A 24,294-nucleotide genomic window follows, 5' to 3' on the forward strand; every position below is an offset into this window, starting at 1 on the left:
TCGAGCGCCGCCCGCTCTAGTCGGCCGGTTCCTCGATGTAGTCGCGCATCCGGGGAATCGCGGAGAACAGCGGCGGCAGGAACGACAGCACGTTGAGCGCGGCGGCGATCCAGAACACGTTGCGCAGGCCGATCGGATCGACCAGTAGGCCACCGACCGCGGCGCCGATCGGGATCACCCCCCAGGTCGCGAACCGGAACACCGAGTTCATCCGGCCGAGCAGGTTCGACGGTGTCACCGCCTGGCACAGGCTGACCTGCAGCACGTTGAAGATGTACGCGCCCAGGTAGACGACGAACATGCCCGCCGCGAACGTCACCGGTCCCTGCGACAGCGGCAGCATGATCGTGCCGCCGGTGAAGAGCACGATCGCGACCATGAACGCCGTACCGGTTCCGAGCTTGCGCGCGACCGGCTCGGCCAGCAGGGCTCCGACGACACCACCGCCGTTGCCGACCGCGAGCGCCACACCGATCACGGCCGGCGCCAGGTGCAGCTCGTCGGCCGCGAACACGACCTGCAGCGCGAGTACGGCGGCGAACGCCAGCTCGGCCAGCGTCGCGCACAACAGCAACGGCCTGATCAGCGGATGCCGGAAGACGAAGCGCATCCCCTCGGTGATTTCCCTGCGCAGGTTGATCTTCTCGGTCGCCGGTGTCGCGCGCGGCTGCTTCGGCAACCGCAGCACGAAGTACGCCGACGCCAGGTAGGTCACCATGTCCGCGAAGATCGCCAGCGGCGCAGTCAGCCACTGGATCAGTCCACCACCGATACCTGGCCCACCGACCTGCGCCACCGAACGGGACAGCTCGAGCTTCCCGTTCGCGTCCACCAGCCGGCTCTCCTCGACCAAGGCCGGCAGGATCGACAGCTGCGCCACGTCGAAGAACAACGTGCCGAGACCGATCACGAACGTCACGACGTACAGCAAGGGCATCGTCAGGACGTCGAGCCACAACGCCACGGGCACCACCAGCAACGCCGCCGCCCGGCCGAGGTCGGCGACCATCATCACCATCCGCAACGGCAACCGCTCGACCCACACTCCCACCGGGAGGCCGACGAGCATGATCGGGATGTACTCCACGGCCCACAGCAGGCCCACCTCGAACGCCGAGGCGTCCAGGAAGAACAGGCCGACCAGCGGCAGCGCCAGCAAGGTCACGTTCGTCCCGATCAACGTCGCCGTCTGCGACAGCCACAGGTCCCGGAACGCGCCCACGCGGTACAGACTCCGGCTCAGGTCAGGCATCCATCGAGTAGCCACAACGCTCCTTGTCCGGGGACGAACCACGCATCCTGCCGAACCAGCCACCCCACGGAGCAGCCACCACTTGAACGCCTCGTAGCCGAAAGCGAACAACCGGCTACACAACCTCCCGGCTGATGACACCACCACTGTCCGGGCTGTGCCGAGAAGTTGTCCTCGGGTTCACGAACAGGCCATCGCCCGGCGGCCGGATGTTGTCCGGCCACCTGACCGGCGTGCGGGAGACTGCCACCGTGCCGAGGTCCAAGTTCCGGGAGATCGCCGAGCAGCTGGCCGACGAGATCGCGGCGCTGCCGGCTGGTACGCGGATCGAGACCGAGCACGAGATCGCGGAACGGTTCGGCGTCGGCCGGGCCGCTGCCCGCGCCGCCTTGCAGGACCTGCAGCACCGAATGCTGGTCCGAAGGGTTCAGGGCGTCGGCACCTTCACCTCGCGGCGGATCGACTACCTCATCTCCCCGAACCGCGTGCCGTCCTGGTCCCAGACCGTGCGAAGCGCCGGGTCACGGCCGCGGACCGTCGTCCGATCGTGCGAGCTGATGCCGCTCCCGGACGAGCTCGCCGACCTGCTCGGCCGGCCGCGCGGTACCGCCTGTCACCTGCTGCGCCGCCGGTCGTTCACCGATGACGTCCCTGCGGCCTGGGGTGCCGAGTGGGTTCCGGTCGATGTCGTGCCCGAGTTGCCGGTGGCGGTCCGGCTCGTCGAGTCGCTGGACACGATCCTGCGCGACGTAGCGGGCGCCGTTCCGACCCGGGCCTGGTCGCGCGCGGCGATGGAGGCCGTCGACCGGTCGGTCGCCGGTGAGCTCGGGTGCAAGACCGGCGACTGGGCCTGGCTGGTCGAGAGCCTCAACGTCGACGCGCTCTCCGGCCGGCCGCTGTGCTACACCCAGCGCTGGATGCGAGCCGACACCGTCCGGGTCGTGATCGAAAGCTCGGACCGCCTGGAGATCTCACGGCCTGACCGCAGTACGGACCGGTCCCCCGACCCGCTCGGCGAGTAGGGCCCGAAGGTCGTCCAGTGGAACAGGATCGGCCACGAGCGAACCCCACGGGCGCAGCTGTGACGTCCGGGCGAGGAAGTCGACGGCTTGCGCCAGGTGGCGTGGCTCGTAGTTGTGGACCCCGGTCACCGTCGCCCACCGACGAACCACCTGCTCAGGATCGACAGCCACCGGCCGGCCCGGCGAGACCGACCCGGCGAGGACAAGCCGGCCACCGATCGTCAGCGCCGCGGCAAGCTGCTCGACCGCGTCGGCGGCGCCGGACAGCTCGAAGGCGACGTCGACCTCGCCGAGCGTCGTACGCCGAGGGTCGCCCGTGACCGTCGCACCGAACGCGGCAGCCGTTGCTCGTCGGCCCGCATCAGGGTCGAGTACGACGATTCCGGCCGCGCCGGCCTCGGCGGCCATCGCGACCGCGACGAGGCCGAGCATGCCGGCACCACTGACGACAACTTCCCGGCCCAGCATCGGGCCGGCCTGCTCGACGGCCGCGGCGACGGTCGCCGTCGCGCACGCCGCCGGTGCGGCGACCTCGTCGGGAACCTCGTCCGGCACCCGCACCAACGTCGCCCCGGCCGGCAGCAGCACGTGCGACGCGTAGCAGCCCGACAACGCCCAATCGCCGTCGAAGGGCTCGTGGCCGACCTTCCGCAGGGTGCGGCACTTCGCCGTCCGGCCGTCCAGACACCGGTCGCAGTGTCCGCAAGGAACCGTGACGCCCCAGACGATCCGATCGCCGACTTCGGCAGGCGAGCCGTCGCCGTACCGCACCGGCCCGTCGCCGAGCTCCAGGATCGTCCCGACCGCCTCATGACCGAGCACGCTCGGTGCAGGCGACGGCCGGCGGCCGAGCACCGTGTGCAGATCGGAGCCACAGACGGTCGCCAGCCGGACCTCGACCAGCACCTCCCCCACGGCCGGCCGTGGCACCGGGACGTCGACCAGGTCCAGCGTGCTCCCGCCGCGCCACAGCTGCACGCTCGCGATCACTGCACCTGCGCGCGGATCCATCCGGACAGCCTTTCGATCAGGTAGACGATGACGAAGACGATCAGGATGATCGCTCCGGCGAACTCGAAGTTGAGGGTCCGGACCGCCTCGAACAGCAGGAACCCGACCCCACCCGCACCGACGATGCCGAGGATCGTCGAGGTCCTGATGTTCACGTCCAGCAGGTAGAGCGCCGAACCGACGATCGACGGAAGGGCCTGCGGTACGACGGCCGAGAACAACTCCTGCCACCAACCGCCACCCGCCGCGCGCACGGCTTCCCGCGGGCCGGAGGCGACCTCCTCGGCGGCGTCGGCGACCAGCTTCCCGAGAAAGCCGATCGAACCGATCGCCAGCGCGCACACCCCGGCGACCGGTCCCAGGCCGATCGCCGCGACGAACACCACCGCGAGGATCAGCTCCGGAATCGCCCGGACGCCGAGCACCACCGCTCTGGCGAACCAGTAGACCGCCGGGTGCGGAGCGACCGTCCGGGCCGCCAGCAACCCGAGCGGCAGCGACAGCACGATCCCGATCGCCGTCGCCGTCAGCCCGATCGCCACCGTTTCGGCGATCGCCTCCGCAAGCCGCGATCCGACCAGCGTGAAGTCCGGTGGCAGCAGCCGGCCCGCGACGTCGACCAGTGCCCACGGCGATGTCAGGAGGGCCACCGGATCGATGTGCAGCAGGGGAAACGCCAGGACGACGGCCGCCGCCAGTGCCCCGCCCAGCCCGAAGCGCGCGACGCGTTCACCGGTCCACGGAGGACTGAGCCGCCCGGTCCGGACCGTCCCACCACTCCCTGGACCGAGCAGCATCCGCCGGATCCAGATCGACAGGATCTCCATGGCCGCGATCAGGACGAGGATCACCAGGACGATGCCGAGCGCCTTGTCGTAGACCAGCCCGCGCAAGGCGTCCTGCAGCGCGAAGCCGATGCCGCCGGCACCGACGAACCCGAGGACCACGGAGGTGCGCAGGTTGATGTCCACGCGGTACACGAACGTCGCGATCCACGACGGCACGACCTGGGGCAGCACCCCGCTGACCAGCTCACGCAGCGCTCCGGCTCCGGTACTGCGGACCGCCTCGCGGGGTCCCGGATCGGTTCGCTCGATGGCGTCGGCGAAGAGCTTGGCCACCATGCCCACCGAATGCAGCGCCAGCGCCAGCACCCCTGGAAGCACACCGAGCCCCATCGCCCGGACCAGCAGGACGGCGAAGACGAGGTCGGGAACCGCCCGGCAGAAGGTGATCGCCGCCCGAGCGGCACCGTGCACGAACCGATTGGGCGTGGTGTTGGCCGCCGCGAGGAATGCCAGCGGCACGGAGACCACCACGGCGAGGACGGTCCCGAGCAGCGCGATCAGCAACGTCTGGCCGGCGAGGCCCGCGATGCGCGCCGGGTCGTCGAGGCGCGGCGGCAGCATCCGGGCGACCAGGTTCTGTACGTCGCTCGCGCCCGCGGCCAGCGCCGCGAGCGTGAACTCGATGTGGACCGCGCCCCAGACCGTAGCCCCCACTCCGACCACCGCGGCCGCCGCAAGCAGCACGCGCTGCCGGGTGACCGGTGGCCGCAGGGATCGCCGGGACGGAGTAGTCGTTGCCTCGAGCATCGTTGTCAGACTCGTCATGCCGCGTCCGGATCGACCCGGCGGTACACGTCCATCACCTGGTCGCGGTCGAGGTCACCGGCCGACCGGTCGAGGACCTTCACGCCCTGCCGAAGGCCGACCAGGCGACCGGCCCAGCCCAGCGCGAGATCGACCTGGTGCAGCGTGCAGACCACGGTCAGACCGTCCTCGCGGGAGATCCTCACCAGCAGATCCATCACGACCGCGGAGTTCTCCGGGTCGAGCGACGCGACCGGCTCGTCCGCGAGCAGCAGCTCCGGACGCTGCATCAGCGTCCGCGCGATCGCGACCCGCTGCTGCTCACCACCGGACAAGGTGTCGGCGCGCTGGAACGCCCGGTCGGCCAGCCCAACCCGGTCCAGCTGGTCCAACGCCTCCTGGCGCAGTGGTCGCGACCACGACAGTACGCCGTACCGCGGACCGGTCACCCGCCCGAGAGCACCGGTCAGGACGTTCTCCAGGCAGCTGAGCCGCCCGACCAGGTTGAACTGCTGGAAGACGAAGCCGATCCGGCTGCGGAGCCGGCGCAACTCTCCTCGACGGGCCGTGTCCACCCGTTGACCGAGCACGGTGACCTCTCCCCCGGAGACGTCGTGCAGGCCGTTGAGGCAACGCAGCAGCGTCGACTTGCCCGACCCGGACAGGCCGAGCAGTACGACCAGCTCGCCCCTCCCGACCTCGAGGTCGACGCCGTTCAGCGCGGTGTTCGCCCCGAACCGCTTGGTCAGGTCACGCACCTCGACGACCGCCATGCTCAGCCCTTGCACTTGTCGGACTTGGTGACGGCGCAGACCTGCCGGACGCCGGCGTAGTCGCTGTCCTTGGCCGGTACGACGCCCCACGCGTCCTCGTCCGTGATCAGGCAGTCGCCCTCGCACATCCCGGCCGCCTTCAGTTGGTCCGCGTTGGCCTTCTCGGTGAGCAGCTTGGTCAGCTTGCCGATCTGGTCGCCGCCGAGATCCTGGCGCGCCACGAAGAGCGAACCGGCGATGGTCGGCGAGGTCCAGACCGTCTTCAGCTCACCCTTGGTCAGCTCCCCCTTGCCGGGCAGGGTCGTGTCCACCATCGACTGCATCGCGAACCCGGCCTCGCAGCCGCCGTTCTTGACCGCCAGGGCGGAGGCGTCGTGCCCACCGGCGTACACGGGCTTGAGTCCGGCGGTGAGATCCTTCTCCTGCGACGACGCGATCACGCCGGCCTCGATCAGCCCCGCCGACGGGTACAGGAATCCCGAGGTCGAGCCGGGGTCGACGAAGCACACCGTCTTACCCTTGAAGTCGGACAACGTGCCGATCTTGTCGTTGCCGGCTTTGGCCAGAGCGTACGAGCGGTAGCCCGACGGCTGACCCTTGGCAGCAGTCACCGCACCGAGCGGCTGGATCTTCGCTCCGTTGCCAGTGGCAATCACATAGGCGAACGGCCCGAGGAAGGCGAGATCGACCTTGCCGGAGATCATCCCCTCGACCACCCCGGCGTAGTCGGTGGCCTGGCTCAGCTCGACCTTCGCGCCGGTCTCCTGCTCGAGCAGTTTGATGACCGGGTCGTAGCTGGCCTGCAGATCGGTCGAGCTCTCGGCCGGGATCGCGCCGAGGACCAGCGTGGCGGGGAATCCCTGGGCAGTCGTCCCGTTCTCCTTCTCGGCGCCACAGCCGGCAGCGAGCAGGGCTACGGCGAGTGCCGCGGCGACGAGGCCTTTCGAAGCGGTGATACGCATCAGGTGTCTCCAGTGGGTGCAGGGGTTTTCAGGTGGCGAGCAACTGGTCCAGCTCGACGACCGAGGGCAGGACATGGGTGTGCGGTACGGCGGCGAAGTCCGCCGTACCGTGGGCGCCGGTCAGAACTCCGGCCACGATCGAGGCGCCGGCCCGGGTGCCGGCGAGCAGGTCGCTCGCGGTGTCGCCGGCGACAGCGACCTGGCGGACGTCATCCACCTCGAGCCGGAGCACCGCGCTGAGGATCATGTCCGGGAAAGGACGGCCCCGCCCGGCGTCGGCCGGTGAGAGGACCAGGTCGCACAGGTCCTGCCAGCCGAGTGCCTCGATCAGCGCATCGCGGGTCACGGGCGAGAAGCCCGTCGTGAGCGCGACCTTCAGACCGCGTTCCCGCATCCGCCGGATGGCGTCCTCCGCACCGGGCAGGGCGGTCGCACCGTCGGTCAGGGCCGCGGCGTAGGCCTTCTCGAAGGCCTCGTTGGCCGCCACCGCTCGCTCCTGGTCGCCGCCGAAGATCGCTCCGAAGACGGTGATCTTCGACTGGCCCATCGTCGCCTGCGCGTAGTCGACGGCGCTCCGGTGCTCGCTCGTCCCGGCCGCCAGGCCGGCCGACTCGACCGCCGCAGCGAACGCGGCGATCACCGCTCCGTCGTCGCTGACCGTCGTTCCGGCCATGTCCAGGCACACCAGCGTGATCATCGTCAGCCTCTCCTCGGGGCTGCCGATGTTTCGCGCCGGTTCGGAATGGCCCCGACCGGACAGCTGAACGGCCGGTGAACTCGTTGTTCACCTGTTGCTCAGTTGTTCGCACCACTGTGAGCCGCCATGACCTGGCCTGTGCGGACACCGTCCGCCTACGTGCTCGGCCACGTCCGAGCCGTCCTCCCCGACCGCGTCGTCGACGACGCGCGGATCGTCGTCGAAGCCGGCCGGATCGTGGCCGTCGGACCTCATCCAAAGGGTGCCCGAGCCGACCTCGACGGCGGCGGACTACTCTGCCTCCCCGGGCTCGTCGACGTGCACAGCGACGCCCTGACCCGGGAGTTCCGGCCTCGCCCCGGTGCCGCGCTCCCCGCCGGGTTCGCCCTCCGGTCGGTCGAGCAGAAACTGACCGCCGCCGGGATCACCACCGCCTACCACGGCATCGCGTTCCAGGACCGGACGGCGGTCGGCATACCGATCGAGTCGCCACGCGAGGACGTCGTGTACGACGCACTGCTGGACCACTCCGCGGCCGGCGTCGACCACCGGGTGCTGCACCGGCTCGACATCCGCTGTCCCGGCGGCGTACGACGCCTGGCCGACCGCCTGGACGCTCTGCCAGAAGCGACGCCGCTGGTCTCACACGAGGACCACACCCCCGGCCAGGGCCAGTACGCCGACCCGGCCACCATGGAGAAGTGGCTGATGGAGGCCGAGGGATTCACCACGCACGACGCTCGCCGGCACGTCGCCGAACTCCGCGCCGATCGTGACGACCGGCTCGACCAGCGAGACCGGAGCCTGCGCTGGCTCGCTGAGCTCGCGGGCGCCGGAAGGATCAGACTCGCGGGCCATGACCCTGCCGACGCCTCCGACATCGAGAGGCTCCGCGCGTCCGCCGGTACTGTCGCCGAATTTCCGACCACAGTGGCCGCGGCCGAAGCGGCCCGGCAGCACGAGCTGCTCGTCGTCGCAGGAGCCGTCAACGTCCTCCGGGGCGGATCCCACGCCGGCAACGTCTCCGCGGCCGAGCTGGTTGCCGCTGGTCTGGTCGATGCCCTGACGTCCGACTACCTGCCGTCGGCACTGCTCCCGGCGGCGACCGAGCTCGTCAACCGCGGGATCGCCGACCTGCCCGCGGCCGTGGGGCTGATCACCTCCGGCCCGGCGGCTGTGGCCGGGCTGACGGATCGCGGCGCCCTGGTCGCAGGGCGCCGCGCCCATCTGCTGCTCGCCGACATCGGCGGCCGGTGGCCCGTCGTACGGGCTGTGCACGGGCCTTTCGATCAGGCCGGGTGACCCATCTCGGTCGCGGTACGACGGACCTCGAAGATGCGCCGCCCGTCCCGGTTGATCCAGGTCGCGGTCAGGGTCGCGGGGCTGACGGTCGTGTCCGCGACGAGCTTCAGGAACACGTGAGGCTCGACCGCACTGTGCACCAGCGCCGGATGCGGCACGTTCAGGCTCGGGATCGTGCTCGCGTGCAACGGACTGACGATGAACTGCCACAGGTCGTAGCCGACCCGCGGTCCGTAGTCGAGGGCTCGTGACACGTGGATGTCGCCACCGATCAGGAAGCAGCCCGGGATCCTCTCGGCGGCGATGAAGTCGAGGATCGCGTCGCGCTCGTAGGAGTACGTGCCCCAGTCGTCCTTCTCGGAGTTCTGCTTGTCGTCCCAGATCATCCCGGTCGCCAAGGCCTTGAAGGGCGCCGTACTGCGGCGCAGCCGCTCACGCAACCACTGCCACTGCAGGCTGCCGAGGCAGGTCGGCTGGTCCGGGTCCGCCCAGCTCGGTTCGGTTCGGCTGAACCACCGCGGGTCGATCAGGAACACCTCGATCGGCCCACGGCGGAACGAGGTGTAGACCCCGTTGCCCTCCTCGCGTGTGGTCAGCCGCTCGCCGGCGGCGTTGTGCCCGAACGTCGCGTTCGCCCGGTAGTCGACGAACGCGCGCCGGGTGTTCTTCTTGCCCGCGAAGTCGCCGTGCTGGTCGTTCCCGCCGAAGTCGTGGTCGTCCCACGTCCCCCAGATCGGCCGGCTCCTGACCAGCTCGGCCAGCTGCGGCACCTTCAGGAACGCCCGGTGCTTGCTACGGGCAACTTCGAGGTCACCGGAGTCGACGTACGGCGTGTCGCCCAGCATCACGAAGCTGTCGCAGCCTTCGGTCAGGATCCTGGTCCACACGTCGTTCGGGTCCGACGGCGCGCAGGACCCGAGGCCCATCGTGACGACGGCCGGCTGACCCGGCGCCGGCGCGGTGGTGAACGAGCCGGTCAGCGGGGCGAACTCGCCCGCGAAGCGCCGCGGCCTGATCTGGTAGGTGTACGCCGTACGGGCGCGCAGGCCGCGGACGTCGAAGACGACGGTGTGGTCGTTGGCCGGCGACAACCGGGCGGTCGCGACCCGCACGGCGCCCGACGAACTCCGGACACTGCACTCCCACTGGGTCACGGTCTGGTGATCGGCACCGGGCCGCACCCAGATCCGTGCCTGGTCGGTCTCGACGTGCCCGACGAGCGGTCCGGTCGCCGGCTCGGTCGGAACCGGTGTCGGGACGACCACCGGCGCGGCACCCGTGCGGACCAGGCCGACGTACCGGGCGACCGCGGTGAAGAACGCCACGCTGTCGGCGACCGCGAGCTCAGGCTGGATCGTCTTCGTACCGGCGGCGTCGTACACCTTGTCGACCGTCAGGCTGCTCACCAGGAACCGTCCGCGGCCGTGAGCACCCTCGAGCAGACAGGGCGGCAGTCCACTCGCCGACGTTCCCATCAGCACTCGCATCGAGAGGCTCGACACGAGCGTCTCCCAGCTGACCCGGATCGCGGTGTCACGACCATCGAAGAGCAGGCCGTTGCTCGTGCGCAGTTCCTTGACCAGCGGGTGGGAACGGTCGGTCGGGTAGATCGCGTCGTGATCGGCATCGGCCCGGCGAGCGCTCATCCCTTCGGGCAGGTAGGCGACCGAGGCGCCGAACTGGTCGGACTGCGCGAGTTCCAGCACGACCCCGCCGCGGGCGGCGAAGTCCCGCAGTCCTTCCGTTTCCTGGCCGACGTACGCGGCGTACGCCGGATCGTTGTTGACGAAGCTACCGAACGCGATGAGATCGACGCGACGCCCGCCGAGGAGCTGCCCACTCGGCGGCTTCGTGACATCGAGCGTCATCACCTCGACGCCGGCCGCCCGCAGCAAGGCCGCCAGCCCGGTGCCCTTGGTCCACGGGTCGGCGAACTCCATCACCGCGGCCCGCACAGGTCCGTCGGGCCGCGCGGCCGCCGGAATCGCGGCCATCGACACCGCGGTCGCCGCACCCCCTCCGAGCAGTACGCGCCGCCCCACAGTCGCGTTCGAACGCGGATCGCTGTCAGTCATGAGCCCCTCCGGTGAAGTCGTGAGCCATCAGAACCCCCGACCCTGCCGCTCCCCGCTGACACCTCCACCACCCATCACGGGGATCCCACTCGACCCTCGCGTGAACGACTCCCACCGCTGTTCGAACAACCACGACCCGGACCCCGCGGCAGGTCAAAGACCAAGCTCGACGCCCGTTTCGCTTTCGGAGTCGCCCGGCTGTTCCAGAGCTAGGCGAGGGACTCGACGGCGGCGTCGACGAAGTCGGCTCAGTCGAGGTGGGCGCGAAGGAACGCGACGACCCGGTCCATGAGGTCGATGCTGGTCCACAGGTCCGGGTGGTTGGACAGCTCGCCGTGGCCGCCGTCCTTGACGACGTACCGCGTGCTTTCCACGTCGGCCCGCAGCAGGGCCTGGTGCAGGCGGGCGGTCTGGGACGGGGAGATGATCCGGTCGTCGTCGCCGTGGAGCAGCAGGAACGGCGGTGTCTCGGCCGTGACCCGGCTCGCCGGATCGGCCTGCCGCATCTCGTCGGGGTAGTCGGCGGGCGCGCGGTCCGGACCGAGGATGTACGCCGGGATCGGCGATCCGGCACTGGTGTAGTAGGCGACGGTCTCCGCGTCGAAGCCGTCCGCGACCGTCGCCAGGTTCGAGGCGCCGAACACGTCGACGACCGCGCCGAGCTTGTTCGCCGGGTCCGTCCCGGCCATCGCGGCCAGGTAACCACCGGCCGATTCGCCCCACACCGCGACCTTGCCGGGGTCGACGCCGTACTCGGCGGCGTTGGCGCGCAGGAACTCGAGCGCCGCGGCGACGTCCGCCAGCCCGTCGCGGTACGTCGCGCCGACCGAGGTCGTCCGGTAATCGATGCTCGCGACAACAAACCCGGCCGCGGCGACGTACCGTCGTTGCTTGGCGGCCATCTGCCGACGGGCCGACACGAACCCACCCCCGGGCAGGTAGACCACCAGCGGGTACGGACCACTCCCCTCTGGTGTCAGCACGTCCATCCGGAGCTTCGGCGCGTACGGGATGCCCTTCGTCGCCCGCACACCACGGACGCGCCCGATCCGCGCCCGCGGATCAGGCGCGATCACCGTGCTGCCGGGATCCCCGTCCGGAGCCGCGACCGCGGAGAACCGGATCGGATGCCCACCCAGCGCGGCGAGCGTGGTGATCAAACGCATCGTGAGCTTCACACTGGTGCCCTTCGTCTCCCTGTGGACCCACGATAGTCTACGGTGAAAGTGACATCACTTTCATTTCTGGAGGTTCGGCCGGTGACGCTCTCGAAGTCCGACCGCACGGCCGAGGAGTTCAAGGCGGCCGCCCGCCGGGTCTTCGCCAGGCAGGGGTACACGGCGACGAAAGTCACCGACATCACCACCGAGGCCGGCCGGGCGGCCGGTGGCATCTACCGCTACTTCCCCTCCAAGGCCGCCGTGCTCAAGGCGCTCGCCGACGACTTCCTCCAGGCCCGCCACCACCGCGTCGCCGGTACGGCGGGCCATGGCCACACGATGACCACCGAGCAGGATGTCCGCGACCACGTGCAGGCGTACTGGCGTTCGTACCGCGAGTACCTCCCGGAGATGATCGCCATCCAGGAGGCCGCCGCGTCCGACCCCGAGTTCGCCGTCATCCAGCGCCGGGTCCGCGCCAACGACGTCGCCATCTGGCGCGTCCACATCAAGGAGCTCCGGGCGCACCTCGGCCAACCGGTCGGCGAGTCCGCCGTACTCGCGCAGATGGTGGTCGGCCTGCTGGAGAGCTACTGCTACACCACCTTCCAACCAGGCACCGGCCGTCCCCGGGGAAACGTCAGCACCCTCACCGCCTTCGTGTACGGCGGAATCACGCGCTAGGGCCCCACGAAGAAGCTCAAGCCTGCGCGGTCAGGTGCAGTTGACGGTCAGACCGCGCGGAGGAAGGTGAGGAAGGTCTGCCGGAAGGCGGATGGCTTCTGCCCCGTGGTGTCGTAGAGAACCTCTTGGGCATGGCCCGACCCGGCCGGCAGCAGGACGAGGCGGGAGCCCTTGGTCGCAGTGCTCAGGGATCTCATCTCTGCCACCGTCGAGGCCGTGTCGTCCTGAGCCAGGGCGTAGAGGACCGGCTGCCGGACACTCCGCGCGACCGACAGCGCGGTGGCGTCCGGTGCGTCCGCCGTACCGATCGGCATCGCCACGTTAGCGGGGGAAAGCGAGACCACGGCAGCGATCCCGGAGTCGGGCCTGACCGCGGCGACCAGCGGCAACGAGCCACCCGCCGATGCGCCGACCACCACGACCTTGGTCGCTCCACGCCGGCGCAGATCGCCGACCACCGCGAGGAGATCCTCGACCGGCCGGACGTCGCCGGCGCAGGTGCTCGACCCGACACAGCTCTGGTCGTAGCCGACGACGTTCAGGCCGGCCTTCGCCAGCCAGCCGATCTCACCGGCCCAGTTGCACACGCCCCGCGATCCCGAGCCGTGCACCAGCACCACACCGAGACGGCCGCTGCCGGCTCCGACGCCGTACAACTGGACGTCGCCACTCCCCTTCACCACGCGGGCGGTCGTGGCGTCCTGCTGAGCTGTCTGACCGCACCGCTCGCCCAGCGGCTGGAGGTCGACCGAGGGTGTCGGGGACGGTGACGACTCGGTGGGTTGCGTGCTGGCGCTCTCCGAGGCCACCGTCCCCGGCGTTCCGTCGTCCGAGCATCCGGACACCAGCAGACCGGCACAGGCCAAGGTCGCCACGGTCGTCGTCCTGATCAGGCGCACGGTGACCAGATCCTTCCGGTGGGCCGACGGTTACAGCCGGTCGCGGAGTTCGCGTTTGAGGACCTTCCCGTAGTTGTTCGTCGGTAGGGCCGCCACGAAATGGTATTCCTTGGGACGCTTGAACCGGGCGATGTGTTCGGTGCAGGTGCGGCCGAGTTCGTCGGGAGACGGGGTGTCGCCGCCGGCGGCGACGACGAAAGCGACCACGGCCTCTCCCCACTCGGGGTCCGGACGGCCGACGACGGCTGCTGCTGCCACGGCCGGGTGGCGGAGCAGCGCCTCTTCGACCTCGCGGGGATAGATGTTCATCCCGCCGCTGATGATCAGGTCCTTCGACCGGTCGCGCAGGGTGAGGTACCCGTCGTCGTCGAAGCTGCCGAGGTCGCCGGTGTGCAGCCAGCCATCGCGCAACGTCTCCGCGGTCTCGTCGGGCTGGTCCCAGTACCCGGCCATCACCACGCCGCCACGAACCACCACCTCGCCCACCTCGCCGGTCGGCACCTCCACGCCTTCGGGATCGACGGCGCGCACCTCGACGTCCGTCCGAGGGAAACCGACGCTCTGCAAGCGATCCCGCCACCGGGGATGGTCGCGGTGTGCGTGGTCGGTCCTCGACAAGGCGGTGATCGTCATCGGCGTCTCGCCTTGGCCGTAGATCTGGGCGAGCCGCGGGCCGAAGACGGCCAAGGCCTCCTCGAGGTCCGCCAGGTACATCGGGGCGCCGCCGTAGATGATCGTCTTCAGCTCTGAGAGGTCGGCACCGGCGAGGGCCGCGTCGCCGGCAAGCCGCTTCACCATGATGGGCGCGGCGAAGAACGACATCCCGGGCCACCTGCGCAGCATGGCCAGAAGCTCGGCGCCGTCCACGGCACTCGATCCCGGCATCACGCTGACCGCTCCCCGCGCCACGTGCGGCAGGCCGTACAGCCCGGAGCCGTGCGAGAGCGGCGCGGCGTGCAGGACGCTGTCGGTCGACTCGACCTGGTCGATGTCGGCGAAGTAGCTGAGCGACGCCATCAGCAGGTTGCCGTGGGTCAGCGTCGCACCCTTCGGCCGGCCGGTCGTACCGCTGGTGTAGAACAGCCACGCCGCATCGTCAGGCGCCCGGTCGACCAGAGGGATCGCCGCAGCCTCAGCAAGCCGATCCCACTCCGGACCCGGAGCTTGTACGGCGGTCTGCAGCGCCTCGACGCTGTCCATCAGCGGTACGACGTCCACGGCGTGCTCCTCGTCGGTGACCACAACCTTCGCCCCGCTGTGGTCGAGGATGTACGCGATCTCGTCGCGGTGCAGCCGGGCGTTGACCGGAACCGTGACGAGGCCGGCGTGCCAGGCGGCGTACTGCGCTTCGAGGTACTCCGGCCGGTTGCGCATCACGATCGCTACCCGATCACCGGCAGCCAGCCCGAGGTCGCCGTACAGCCCGCCCGCGATCGCTGCGACCCGGGCAGCGAAGGCACCCCACGTCGCGTGCACCTGAGTGCCCTCGGCGATCGCCGGTTCACTCCGCAGCCGGCGGCCGTTGCGTTCGACCCACGACGCGAGATTCACCTGAACCACCTCCTGATCGACAGGGCTCCGCCAGCGGCAGCGTCACCCGCGCGGTCGTGCCCTGGCCCGGATCGCTGGTCAAGGTCAGCGCGCCACCCGTCGCCTCGCACAGGCCCTGAGCCACGATCAGGCCCACCCCCACGCCGGGTCCGGTGCCGTCCTTGCCTTCGGCACCGAGAGTGTCGAAGGGGACGAACAGCCGGTCGAGAAGGTCGGCGGGGATGCCAGGACCGTTGTCGTGGACAACGATGGTCACCGTGTCAGCCTCGATGGGTTCGCAGCGGAGCGAGATCGTGCCGCGTTCGGCGCCGTACCGGACGGCGTTGGAGATCAGGTTGATCAGGACCTGACGAAGCCGCCGGGCATCGGTCCACGCGGACACGTCGAGGGAACCGTCGCAGTCGAGGGTGATCGACCGCCGGTCGGCGAGCGGTCGCAGCAGTTCGGCCGCCTCCCGCGCGACCGCCCCGATCGCTGTGTCCGCGAGGGAGACCGGCAGCCGCCCCGCCTCGAGCCGGGAGACGTCCAGGACATCGTCGACCATGGCCAGCAGCTGGCTGGTGGCTCCCGTGATGTGACCGAGGGCCTCACGGCGACGGACGTCGTCCAGCTCGAGGGTCCCGAAGAGCTCGGTGAACCCGATGATCGCCTGGAGCGGCGAGCGCAGCTCGTGCCCGAAGGTGGTCAGGAACTCCGACTTGGCGCGGCTGGCGGCCTCGGCGGTGCTGCGCGCGATGTCGGCCTCGCGCCGCGCCCGGCGATCTTCGAGCGCGACCAGCCGTGCGGTGACGTCGAGAGCGTTGAGACTGACGAACCTCGGGAGGTCACGGTGCCCCCGCACCATCGACAGCGTCGCCATCACCGTCAAGGCCCGGCCATGGGTCGCGATCAGGTCCACCTGCAGCGAAGTGCTTTCGGTCTCCCCCGACACCACGGCGCTCCAGGCCTCCTGCCACGGCCGAACGGATCCGGTGTCGAGGACGCTCTCGAACCGCACCCCGTCCAGGTCCGCGGCGTCACGATCCAGAGCATGTTCGAGCGCGTCGTTGGTCCGTCCGAGACGACCGTCGAGACCGATCAGCGCCATCCCGACGGCGTTGTCGTCGAACAGCCGCCGGAACTGCTCCTCGCTGTCGGCCAACGCTCCGTAGAGCGCGGCGTGGTCGATCGCCACCGCGGCGAGGTAGGTGAACCGATCGACCAGCTGCAGCTCCCGGCGGTCCGGCGTATGGGGATAGTCGTGGTACACCGCGAACGTGCCGACCACCTGCTCGGACGCTCCGAGGATCGGAGTCGACCAGCAAGAGCGCAGTCCGTGCGGCAACGCCAGCGCCCGGAAATCGTCCCAGCGGTCATCGGAGGTGATGTCGGCGGCGATCACTCGAACACCGCTGTGGGCAGCAGTGCCGCACGAGCCGGCGGTCGGTCCGAGGGCGATGCCGTCGACCTCGGCCGAGTACTCGGCGGGAAGGCTCGGTGCGGCGCCGTGCTGCAGGGTTGCTCCGTCCGGCGCGAGCAGCAGAATCGAGCACCGGCTGCCCGAGATCAACTGCTCCAGGGCGACGGTGATTCCGTCCAGCACCTGTGGCAGCGGAGTACCGGATGCGATCTGCTGCAGGACCTGGCTGTGGTGGGTGAGCAGTTGGGCGATGTCGTCAGGCCCCAGCAGGTCCGCGTGGTCGTCGAGCGCGTGCAGGTCAGCCATTGGCGGCCTCCAGCTGATAGCCGACACCGCGCACGGTCTTGATCCACTCCGGCCGGCCGGGGCCGGTCTCGAGCTTGCGACGCAGCCGATGAACGTGCTCGGTGACGGTCGCCTGGCCGAGCCACCCGGGGCTGTTCCAGACCCGGTTCAGGAGCTGGGCCCGGGTGAACACCGTCCCCGGGTGGGCGACGAAGAAGGCGAGCAGGTCGAACTCCTTGGCCGTCAGCTCGACCGCTTCGCCGTGGATCGTGACGGTCCGGGCGGACATGTCGAGGCACACCGGCCCGTGCGTCGCCGTACCGGACGCGCTGGAGCGGGTCCGGCGCAGCAGCGACCGCACTCTCGCTCCCAGCTCACCGGGCGAGAACGGCTTGACCAGGTAGTCGTCGGCGCCGAGATCCAGCCCGAGGATGCGGTCGTACTCGCCGTCGCGGCCCGACAGGACGATCACGGGCAGACCTTCGCCGCCGTCACTCTCGTCCTGGCGGATCCGCCGGAGTACGTCGAGCCCGCCGACCTTCGGCAGCGACAGGTCGAGCACGACCAGGTCCGGCCGGCGGTCGGCGATCTGCGACAGCGCGAGCTCTCCGTCGGCGGCCTCGAGCACCTGGTACCCCTCGGACTCCAGCTGCCAGCGCACGACCGTCCGGACCGCGGCCGCGTCGTCGACCACGAGAACGGTTCTGGAGAGTTCGGCCACCCGACCATCATGACCCAGACCCGGCGGGCGCATCCGGACAGCAAATCGCGTTGAGCGTCCGTTGAGACTTCGTTGGGTTTCCTGTGAGACGCCGCACCGCATCGTTGACGGTGTACCGCATCGTCTACGGCGTGGAGGACCCCTTCGCGCACCGACCGCAGAGGAGGCGTTGTCCCCGATGAAGCTCGCACTGTACCTGCCGACGTTCCGCAACCACGTGACGGTCCAGGAACTGGCCGATCTCACCGACCTCGCGGAGGAGCTCGAGTTCGACTCGGTCTGGACCCTCGACCGCGTCGTCGTACCGGAGGCGTCCGACCGCGGTGAGCTGCAGTACTCCTTCGGCATGATGAAGGAGTTCCCGACCCAGCTCCCGGTCGAGTCGCGCGGCAAGTGGTTCCAGGGCTGGCCGTTGCTGCCCTGGCTCGCCGCGCGGACGGAGAAGGTCCGGATCGGGATGAGCATCACCGACACGCCGTACCGGTCCCCCGGAGTCTTCGCCGCCGAGTGCGCGACCATCGACCACCTGTCCGGCGGGCGGCTGAACGTCGGCGTCGGGTCGGGCTGGATGCCCGAGGAGTTCGCCGCGTCGAGCGCGACGGACATCTTCCCGCGCCGGCACGCCCACGTGCGGGAGACGATCGAGATCTGCCAGGGCATCTGGACCAACGAGACCTTCGAGTACCACGGGGAGTTCGCCGACTTCGACCCGTGCGGGTTCGGGCACCAGCCGGTGCAGAAGCCGCACCCGCCGATCTACTTCAGCGGCCTGCGCGACCCGAAGCGCTCGGCCCGGCGGGTCGCCAAGTACGGGCTGGCCGGCTGGATCGGGATCCAGGACACCCCGCGCGAGCTCACCGCGTGGCGCACCGCGATCGGCGGCGAACTGGAAGAGCTCGGCAAGTCGGTCGACGACCTCGACCTGTGCAGCATGATCTGGTTCACGATCACCGACGCCGAGGTCGACCAGACCGACAACGGCAAGGCGTCCAACATCCTGGTCGGGACCGCCGATCAGATCACCGACATGCTGAAGCGGTACAAGGAGGCCGGGCTGACGATGCCGCTGCTGTGGCCGCCGTTCGCCGACGTACCGGTCTCGAAGACGCTCGACGACCTCAAGCGCCTGAAGGAAGAGATCATGCCCAAGGTGGACGCGGCCTAGGGCGCCAAGGCGTCGAGGACCAGTTCGGCCTCGGCGGTCGCCGCCTCCGCGTCCACGGCGGGAGATCCGACGCGGGGCGAGAAGTTGAGGTCGAAGAACACCTCGGTGACGCCTCGGGCGTGCAGCCCGGTCAGGTCGCCGAGGATCTGGTCGCGGGTCCCGTGGAACGTCCGTCGGCCCGCGCCGGGATCCTCGTCGACCAGGTCGACGACGGCCCGTACGACGATCCGAACCGCCTCCGGATCGCGTCCGGCCGCCCGCGCGGCGGCACGCACTGTCGCGATGGGCTCCTCGATCCGGCGCAGATCTTGCCCGGAACCGCAGATCCAGCCCTGCGCGAGGCGGCCGGCCCGGCGGAGCGCCGGTTCCGCCGTACCGCCGAGCAGGACTGGTGGGTGCGGTCGTTGAACGGGTTTCAGACCCACGTGCGATCGCGGCACCGTGTAGAACTCACCGGCGAACTCGACGGGATCCTGTGTCCACAGGGCCTCCAGACAGCGCAGATACTCGTCCATCCGCGCACCTCGCCGTGCGAACGGGATGCCGGCCGCGGCGTACTCCTGCGGCGACCACCCCGCTCCGAGCCCGACGGTCAACCGGCCGGCTGTCAGCTGATCCAACGAGGTCATCGCCTTGGCCAGCAGCGCGGGCGCGGTGAACGGCGCGCAGACGGTCGCCGTCCCGAGCCCGATCCGCTCGGTGTGCCCAGCGACGTACGCCAGCGTGACGAGCGGGTCATGAACGGCCTGGTACGCCGGATCGTCGGCCGCGCGGCCCGCCGGATCCTGCAGCTCTGCCGCGACCGGGGTGAGAACGCGCTGAAACGTCCACAAGGACGCGTACCCGAGCGCCTCGGCACGCCGGGCGACCCGGATCATCGTCGCCGGCGTCGCCCAACTCCCCGACACCGGCAACCCGAACCCGAGCAACGGCAACTGGTCTCCCACAACCACCAGCCTGCCAGGCCCGCGCAACGCCGTTGCCGTCGGTCAGAGGCCATCGACGCCGGTGCCGTCTTGCGTCAGCTTCCGCCGTCGACCTCCCTGGCCAGGCCGCTGTGGGCGTTGACGGCCTTGGTCCGCGATGCAGGTGCTGGTGGAGGCGGGTACGGCGTTCCCTGCGGCCGCACGGTCACCGACCGCCCGGGTCGCAGCGTGATCGTCTTTCTCCAGTCTCCGACGCGGAGCTCGGTTCTGGTGCCGCCGGTGCTGTGCAGTGTGACTGTTGCCGGCCGACCGTTCTTCCAGGTCATGTCGAGGGTGAATCCGCCCCGGACTCCCATGCCCTTCACGCTGCCGTCCTTCCAGACCGCGGGAACGGCCGGCAGCAGGTCGATCACGCCGGGCTTGGCGTGCACGAGCATCTCCAGGATCGCGGCGGCGACCCCGTAGTTCGCATCGATCTGGAAGATGTAGCCGTCGGTCTTGTAGACGTCGAACAGGTTGATGGCCGATCCGCCCAGTCGCCCGTTCGGCTGGCGCAGTACACCGGAGATGCACAGGTGTGCACGATTGGAGTCCTTGAGTCGCGCCCAGCACGCGGCGCGCCAGGCGACCGCCCAGCCGAAGCTCTCGAACCCACGGACCTCGAGCTGCTTGCGCACCCCTTCGACGTACTCGGCGGGCTGGTTGTCGAAACGGATCCGGTCACCGGGGTACCAGCCGACCAGGCCGGACAGATGCCGGTGCTGGGCGTCTCCGAGATTGTCGGGACTCATCCACTCCTGCAGCCAGCCAGTGGTCGGGCTGACCTCCGGCAGGTACAGCCGGTCCCGCATCGCTTGTGCACGCGAGGCCAACTCGCCATCGGTCTGCAGCAGGCGGGCAGCCTCGACGAAGTGCCCGAACAGCGCGTGGACGAGTTCCTGGTCGTAGGTGGTGCCGATCCCGTCCTGCGGACCGTGCTCCGGTGACCATCCCTTGTCGGCCACGAGGACGGTCGTGCCGTCGCCCAGCGTGGTTTCGATCAGGCGGGTCTCCCAGAACTCGACCGCACCGCGCAGCAGCGGCATCATGCGCCTGACGTGCTGACGGTCCATCGTGTGCTCGTAGTGCTGCCACAACTCCAGACAGAGCCAGGCGTTGCCGGCCGGGTGCCACCACCACCCGTTGCCGCCGAAGATGTTCGTCGAGATCGCCACGGTCCAGCCGGCGATCCGCCCCGAGCTGTTGCGGAACCTGTTGCGGGGATCGTTGAACAGCTCACGGGTCTGCTTGCTCCACTCCGGGAGCTGCGCCAGGCAGTAGTTCAGCAGCGGCTCGGCGAACCCGGCCAGGCCGAAGCGGTGCGTCGGCCAGTAGTTCATCTGGAGGTTGATGTCGTTGTGGTAATCGCTGAACCAGGCCGGATTGTTGCCCTCGAGCCACAGTCCTTGCAGGTTGGTCGGCAGCCCACCGCGCGAGCCGGTGATGGTGAGGTACCTGGCGTACTGCAGGTACAGCGCTTCGAACTCCGGGTCCGGAGCCGGCTCCGGCACGTCCCGCGCGGCGAGCCGGGCCGCAGTGTCCAGAGCGCGCTGCTGGTCCGTCGAGGCGCCGAGGTCGAGCGAGAACGTGTCGAAGGCACGACGATAGTCGGCGCCGTGTGTGGCGAGCAGCCGCTCTCCTCGCACGTCCAGCGCGTCCCGCAGTTTCCGCCGCGCCAGTCCGGCGACGTCCAACGCACTGTCGCGGTAACCGATCGACGAGTCGGGCCGGTAGTTGGTGCCGCCACTGATCACGACGACGACCTCTTCGGCGCCGGTGAAGGTGACAGCCGTCCCGTTCGCTCCCGCCTGGCCACCGACGGTGGCGACGCCCGCGGTCGCGGCGTACCGCAATCCGTTGCCCAGGTCATCCACCAGCTCGACCCGCTGCTCTCGCGCGACGGCGGTGACGGACTCGTCCCTGGTTCCCTCCAGCGTCACCGCCCCGGTGATCGCGGCGGGAGCCGACGAGGTCAGCCGCAGCACGATGACGTCGTCGGGGTGACTGCTGAAGGCCTCCTGGCGGTAGGTCACCCCGTTCCACCGGTACGTCGTCACGACGACGCCGTTGCTGAGATCCAGCCGGCGGCGATAGTCCTCGACGGCGGCCGGGGTGTGGCCGTCGAGCCGGACCCGCGCCTTCGTGAGCAGCTGGAAGGACCCGAACTCCTCAGCGTTGTAGGGGAACTGGCCGGCCGCGTCGAGAGTGGAGTTGACGCCGCCTGTCCACGCCGTGGCATCCGTGACGAACAACGCGGTGTCGTCCGGTCCGCCGCCGATCAGAGCGCCGAGGCGTCCGTTGCCGAGCGGCAGGCCCTCCTCGATCATCTTCGCCTCGGCGGCGGGGGTCCGGTACCACATCCGGAGTGCCTGGCTGTCGGGAACGGGCCGGTCCCCGGCAGGCCTGGCCACCGCCGGGTGCGGCGCGAAGGCCGGCAACCCGGCGGCCAGGCCGATCATGCCCGCCGCCTGCAGGAAGCGGCGCCGGTCGAGCAAGGGCCGAACAGGATCAGAGCTCTGTCCTGAAGTGGTCATCGGTCGTCCTCTCGGGTGGGCGGTCGGATCAGGACGTCGTCAGCGCGAGATCGTCGAGCAGGAAGTCGGTCTGCTCGCCCTGGTCCTCGGTGCTGACGAACCGGAGCGTGACCGTCTGTCCGGCGAAGCGGCTGACGTCGATCACCCGGTGGGCGTAAGAAGGAACGCGGTCGGTGTTGTACCAGGTGTAGACGGTGGTGGGTCCGTTCCCCGTCACGAGCTGCAGCTGAAGACTGTCCGGCTTGGCCGTGGTCGGCTCCTGGCTGTTGATCCGCAGGTAGAACTCCAGCACGCTCGTGCCCTTGGCCGGCACCTTGACGGTCTGGCTCAAGATGTCCTCGTTCGCCACACCGTTGCCGCCCATCCAGGCGGAGTACCGGCCGCTGCGGGCGAGCCCGAAGTTGCCGACCGCGCCACCGGTCCACGACCAGCCGGCTCCTTGATCCTCCAGGCCACCGTTGCGGACCGACTCGCGGCGTTTGCCCTCGCGGTAGTCGATCGTGTACCGGTACACGATGTCCCGCGACCTGCGGCTCACCGCGAGTCCGGACTTGGCACGGTCGACGGTGAACCACTCCTCGAAGGAATCCGACGGGTAGCGGTCCAGGTTGTCGAGCGTGCGGCCCGGTCCCCCGTCCAGGTCGCGCCACAGCGCGATCATCGCCCCAGCGACCCTGGCCTCGACGTCGTCGCCGTTGTCGGGATTGGTCCTGGACGGCGCCTGGGTGGTGTCCTGGAAACCGGTCTGCAGGAGATCCATCCAGTCCGTGACGTTGTAGTAGTACCGGCCGTCGCCCATCGCGTAACCGGCGACAGCGTTCGCGAATCCCTCGGTCCAGGCGCACATCGCGCCGGTCACCCGGTGCAGCGAGTGCGGCGAAGGACAGTCGCCGCGGGGCCAGTACCAGTTGTAGAGCAGGTGCTGAAGGTTGTGGCCGGCCTCGTGAACCACCGGGTGACGCGCGTCGGGCATCTCGTCGGTGAGGAAGACGGCGCGGACCGCGGCGTCGGTCGAGTAGTACCCACCGTTCGTGTTACCCGGAGCCCACCTGGCCTTCAGCCGGGAGCAGTCGATGGTCTCCTCGCGCGTCCAGCACTGGTTGCCCGAGCCACGCATCGTGTAGACGTCGTTGATCACGTCGAAGGCGTCGAACGCGGGCATGTGCAGGGCGTCCGGTGACGTCGTTCCGAAGTCCTGCGTACTGCCGCCCGGTACGCCGGTCACCGGCGCGACCTCGACGACGTACGGGTCCTGTCCCGTCATCTCGGTGACCTCCCACCACGAGGTACGGGTGGAGAACCGCACCCACAGCGCGGCCATCGGCTCACCGGAGTGGGCGAAGCAGAGCGAGTAGCCACCATCGGTCGCGCTCGTCAGGCCGGTGGCGACCGTCGTCGGCGCGGCGTCGGGCGTGGCCCGGCCGACCACCGAGACTGCTACCCGCCGCCCCGGATGCCAGGCTCCGTCGTAGGTGGCGTAGGTCAGTTCGCCGGTCGCGCAGATCTTGCCCGGCACGGCGGCGGATCGCGCTGCTCGACGCTGCGGCACCAGCGATCCGTCGGTACGACGGGCCGTCGATCGGCTGCCGTCCACCCGTCCCTTCGACGTCGCGGCACTCGCGCCGACGGTGATCTCCCGCGTGGCATGGGCGCTTCGCTCGACCGCCGGCGCGGACAGGTCGGACACGTCCGCCTGGATCTGCGCCGTCCCCGCGACGTCCGCGGTCACGGTGAAGGTCAGCGTGCGTTCCCCCTTGCCCAGAGCAACGGTTCTGGTGGCGACCGTGTCGAGTCCACGCTGCCGCGGCGCCGAGAAACCTTCGGAGGTGATCCGCAGCCCCTTCGGCAGCCGAACGGTGAACCCGGCCTGCTCGATCTCGACCTGGGCATTCAGTGCGACCGACACCGTCGCGGACTCACCGACAGCGGGGACACGGTCGATCGACATCTTGGCGCTGACACAGCGTGCCGGAGACTCGTCGAGCTCGTTGGCCGGTGGCACCACCGTGCAGTCCGGTGTCCGCACCGGTTGCTGGACGGCGTACCCGGCCTGGGGCAGAAGGCAGAGCGCGAGAGTCGTCGCGGATACCGCGGACAGGGAGCGAAGACGGCGCCTGGTTCCGGACGCCAAGGATTTGGGCATGGGCCTACGGTCGTTCCCGGGCCTTGCCGACGGCAACGCCCTGGACATACGAGATCCTCAACACCCCCATAACCCCAAGCCTGTGCTGATCGACCCTATTCG

The 24,294-nt window shown here is 69.8% G+C and carries 19 protein-coding genes; 4 read left to right on the forward strand and 15 right to left on the reverse strand.

Features of this window, described 5'->3' with window-relative positions:
• Positions 1-16: 16 nt before the first annotated feature.
• Positions 17-1,252: an MFS transporter gene (locus tag HDA39_RS11830; RefSeq protein ID WP_184795267.1), complete on the reverse strand. Its 1,236-nt coding sequence runs from the start codon at positions 1,250-1,252 to the stop codon at positions 17-19.
• A 251-nt stretch (positions 1,253-1,503) separates the two neighbouring features.
• Between HDA39_RS11830 and HDA39_RS11835 the strand changes: the two genes are divergently transcribed.
• A complete protein-coding gene (locus tag HDA39_RS11835; protein WP_184795268.1) occupies positions 1,504-2,274 on the forward strand; it encodes a UTRA domain-containing protein in 771 nt (256 codons plus the stop codon).
• Here the strand turns inward: HDA39_RS11835 and HDA39_RS11840 are convergent.
• The 5 genes from HDA39_RS11840 to HDA39_RS11860 are packed head-to-tail and all read right to left on the reverse strand — an operon-like array spanning position 2,224 to position 7,309.
• Positions 2,224-3,285 carry a zinc-binding dehydrogenase gene (locus HDA39_RS11840; protein ID WP_184795269.1) on the reverse strand — a complete coding sequence of 354 codons (1,062 nt, stop codon included), beginning with the start codon at positions 3,283-3,285 and terminating at the stop codon, positions 2,224-2,226. The genes HDA39_RS11835 and HDA39_RS11840 overlap by 51 nt on opposite strands.
• Positions 3,261-4,898: a phosphonate ABC transporter, permease protein PhnE gene (gene phnE, locus HDA39_RS11845; RefSeq protein ID WP_202892965.1), complete on the reverse strand. Its 1,638-nt coding sequence runs from the start codon at positions 4,896-4,898 to the stop codon at positions 3,261-3,263. The genes HDA39_RS11840 and phnE overlap by 25 nt, the downstream gene beginning before the upstream one ends.
• The gene (gene phnC / locus HDA39_RS11850; RefSeq protein WP_184795270.1) at positions 4,895-5,650 is read right to left on the reverse strand and encodes a phosphonate ABC transporter ATP-binding protein; all 756 of its coding nucleotides are present in this window, start codon (positions 5,648-5,650) and stop codon (positions 4,895-4,897) included. Before phnC ends, phnE begins: the two co-directional genes overlap by 4 nt.
• A gap of 2 nt (positions 5,651-5,652) precedes the next feature.
• Entirely contained in the window at positions 5,653-6,612 is a 960-nt protein-coding gene (locus HDA39_RS11855) for a phosphate/phosphite/phosphonate ABC transporter substrate-binding protein (protein ID WP_184795271.1), read from the reverse strand.
• 28 nt (positions 6,613-6,640) lie between these two features.
• Positions 6,641-7,309 (reverse strand): phosphonatase-like hydrolase, encoded by a 669-nt coding sequence (locus tag HDA39_RS11860; RefSeq protein ID WP_184795272.1) that lies wholly within the window; start codon positions 7,307-7,309, stop codon positions 6,641-6,643.
• A 126-nt stretch (positions 7,310-7,435) separates the two neighbouring features.
• Between HDA39_RS11860 and HDA39_RS11865 the strand changes: the two genes are divergently transcribed.
• Positions 7,436-8,611, forward strand: coding sequence for an alpha-D-ribose 1-methylphosphonate 5-triphosphate diphosphatase (locus tag HDA39_RS11865; protein WP_184795273.1), 1,176 nt, complete (start codon positions 7,436-7,438; stop codon positions 8,609-8,611).
• On the opposite strand, the gene HDA39_RS11870 is transcribed toward HDA39_RS11865, so the two are convergent.
• Both HDA39_RS11870 and HDA39_RS11875 read right to left on the reverse strand, forming a co-directional pair.
• The gene (locus tag HDA39_RS11870; protein ID WP_184795274.1) at positions 8,599-10,686 is read right to left on the reverse strand and encodes an alkaline phosphatase D family protein; all 2,088 of its coding nucleotides are present in this window, start codon (positions 10,684-10,686) and stop codon (positions 8,599-8,601) included. The two genes, HDA39_RS11865 and HDA39_RS11870, sit on opposite strands and share 13 nt — an antisense overlap.
• A 248-nt stretch (positions 10,687-10,934) precedes the next feature.
• Positions 10,935-11,852 carry an alpha/beta hydrolase gene (locus HDA39_RS11875; RefSeq protein ID WP_184795275.1) on the reverse strand — a complete coding sequence of 306 codons (918 nt, stop codon included), beginning with the start codon at positions 11,850-11,852 and terminating at the stop codon, positions 10,935-10,937.
• 93 nt (positions 11,853-11,945) lie between these two features.
• Between HDA39_RS11875 and HDA39_RS11880 the strand changes: the two genes are divergently transcribed.
• Entirely contained in the window at positions 11,946-12,530 is a 585-nt protein-coding gene (locus tag HDA39_RS11880) for a TetR family transcriptional regulator (RefSeq protein WP_184795276.1), read from the forward strand.
• 47 nt (positions 12,531-12,577) lie between these two features.
• On the opposite strand, the gene HDA39_RS11885 is transcribed toward HDA39_RS11880, so the two are convergent.
• The 4 genes from HDA39_RS11885 to HDA39_RS11900 are packed head-to-tail and all read right to left on the reverse strand — an operon-like array spanning position 12,578 to position 17,385.
• Complete coding sequence (locus HDA39_RS11885; RefSeq protein ID WP_184795277.1) at positions 12,578-13,429, reverse strand: alpha/beta fold hydrolase; 852 nt, start codon at positions 13,427-13,429, stop codon at positions 12,578-12,580.
• Between the two features lie 30 nt (positions 13,430-13,459).
• Positions 13,460-14,980, reverse strand: a complete 1,521-nt coding sequence (locus HDA39_RS11890) for an AMP-binding protein (protein ID WP_184795278.1) — start codon at positions 14,978-14,980, stop codon at positions 13,460-13,462.
• Positions 14,931-16,685, reverse strand: coding sequence for a GAF domain-containing sensor histidine kinase (locus HDA39_RS11895; RefSeq protein WP_184795279.1), 1,755 nt, complete (start codon positions 16,683-16,685; stop codon positions 14,931-14,933). Before HDA39_RS11895 ends, HDA39_RS11890 begins: the two co-directional genes overlap by 50 nt.
• Entirely contained in the window at positions 16,678-17,385 is a 708-nt protein-coding gene (locus HDA39_RS11900; RefSeq protein WP_337925716.1) for a response regulator transcription factor, read from the reverse strand. The genes HDA39_RS11895 and HDA39_RS11900 overlap by 8 nt, the downstream gene beginning before the upstream one ends.
• Before the next feature lie 178 nt (positions 17,386-17,563).
• Between HDA39_RS11900 and HDA39_RS11905 the strand changes: the two genes are divergently transcribed.
• Positions 17,564-18,550, forward strand: a complete 987-nt coding sequence (locus HDA39_RS11905) for an LLM class flavin-dependent oxidoreductase (RefSeq protein WP_184795281.1) — start codon at positions 17,564-17,566, stop codon at positions 18,548-18,550.
• On the opposite strand, the gene HDA39_RS11910 is transcribed toward HDA39_RS11905, so the two are convergent.
• The 3 genes from HDA39_RS11910 to HDA39_RS11920 all read right to left on the reverse strand — a co-directional run bounded on the left by HDA39_RS11910 (position 18,547) and on the right by HDA39_RS11920 (position 24,192).
• Positions 18,547-19,497 carry a TIGR03619 family F420-dependent LLM class oxidoreductase gene (locus tag HDA39_RS11910; RefSeq protein ID WP_184795282.1) on the reverse strand — a complete coding sequence of 317 codons (951 nt, stop codon included), beginning with the start codon at positions 19,495-19,497 and terminating at the stop codon, positions 18,547-18,549. The two genes, HDA39_RS11905 and HDA39_RS11910, sit on opposite strands and share 4 nt — an antisense overlap.
• Positions 19,498-19,571: 74 nt before the next feature.
• A complete protein-coding gene (locus tag HDA39_RS11915) occupies positions 19,572-22,049 on the reverse strand; it encodes a glycosyl hydrolase family 95 catalytic domain-containing protein (protein ID WP_184795283.1) in 2,478 nt (825 codons plus the stop codon).
• A 28-nt stretch (positions 22,050-22,077) separates the two neighbouring features.
• On the reverse strand, positions 22,078-24,192 hold the full coding sequence (locus HDA39_RS11920) for a hypothetical protein (protein WP_238356031.1): 2,115 nt from the start codon (positions 24,190-24,192) through the stop codon (positions 22,078-22,080).
• Positions 24,193-24,294: the final 102 nt, after the last annotated feature.

The organism is Kribbella italica (assembly GCF_014205135.1).
GTDB classification, from domain to species: domain Bacteria; phylum Actinomycetota; class Actinomycetes; order Propionibacteriales; family Kribbellaceae; genus Kribbella; species Kribbella italica.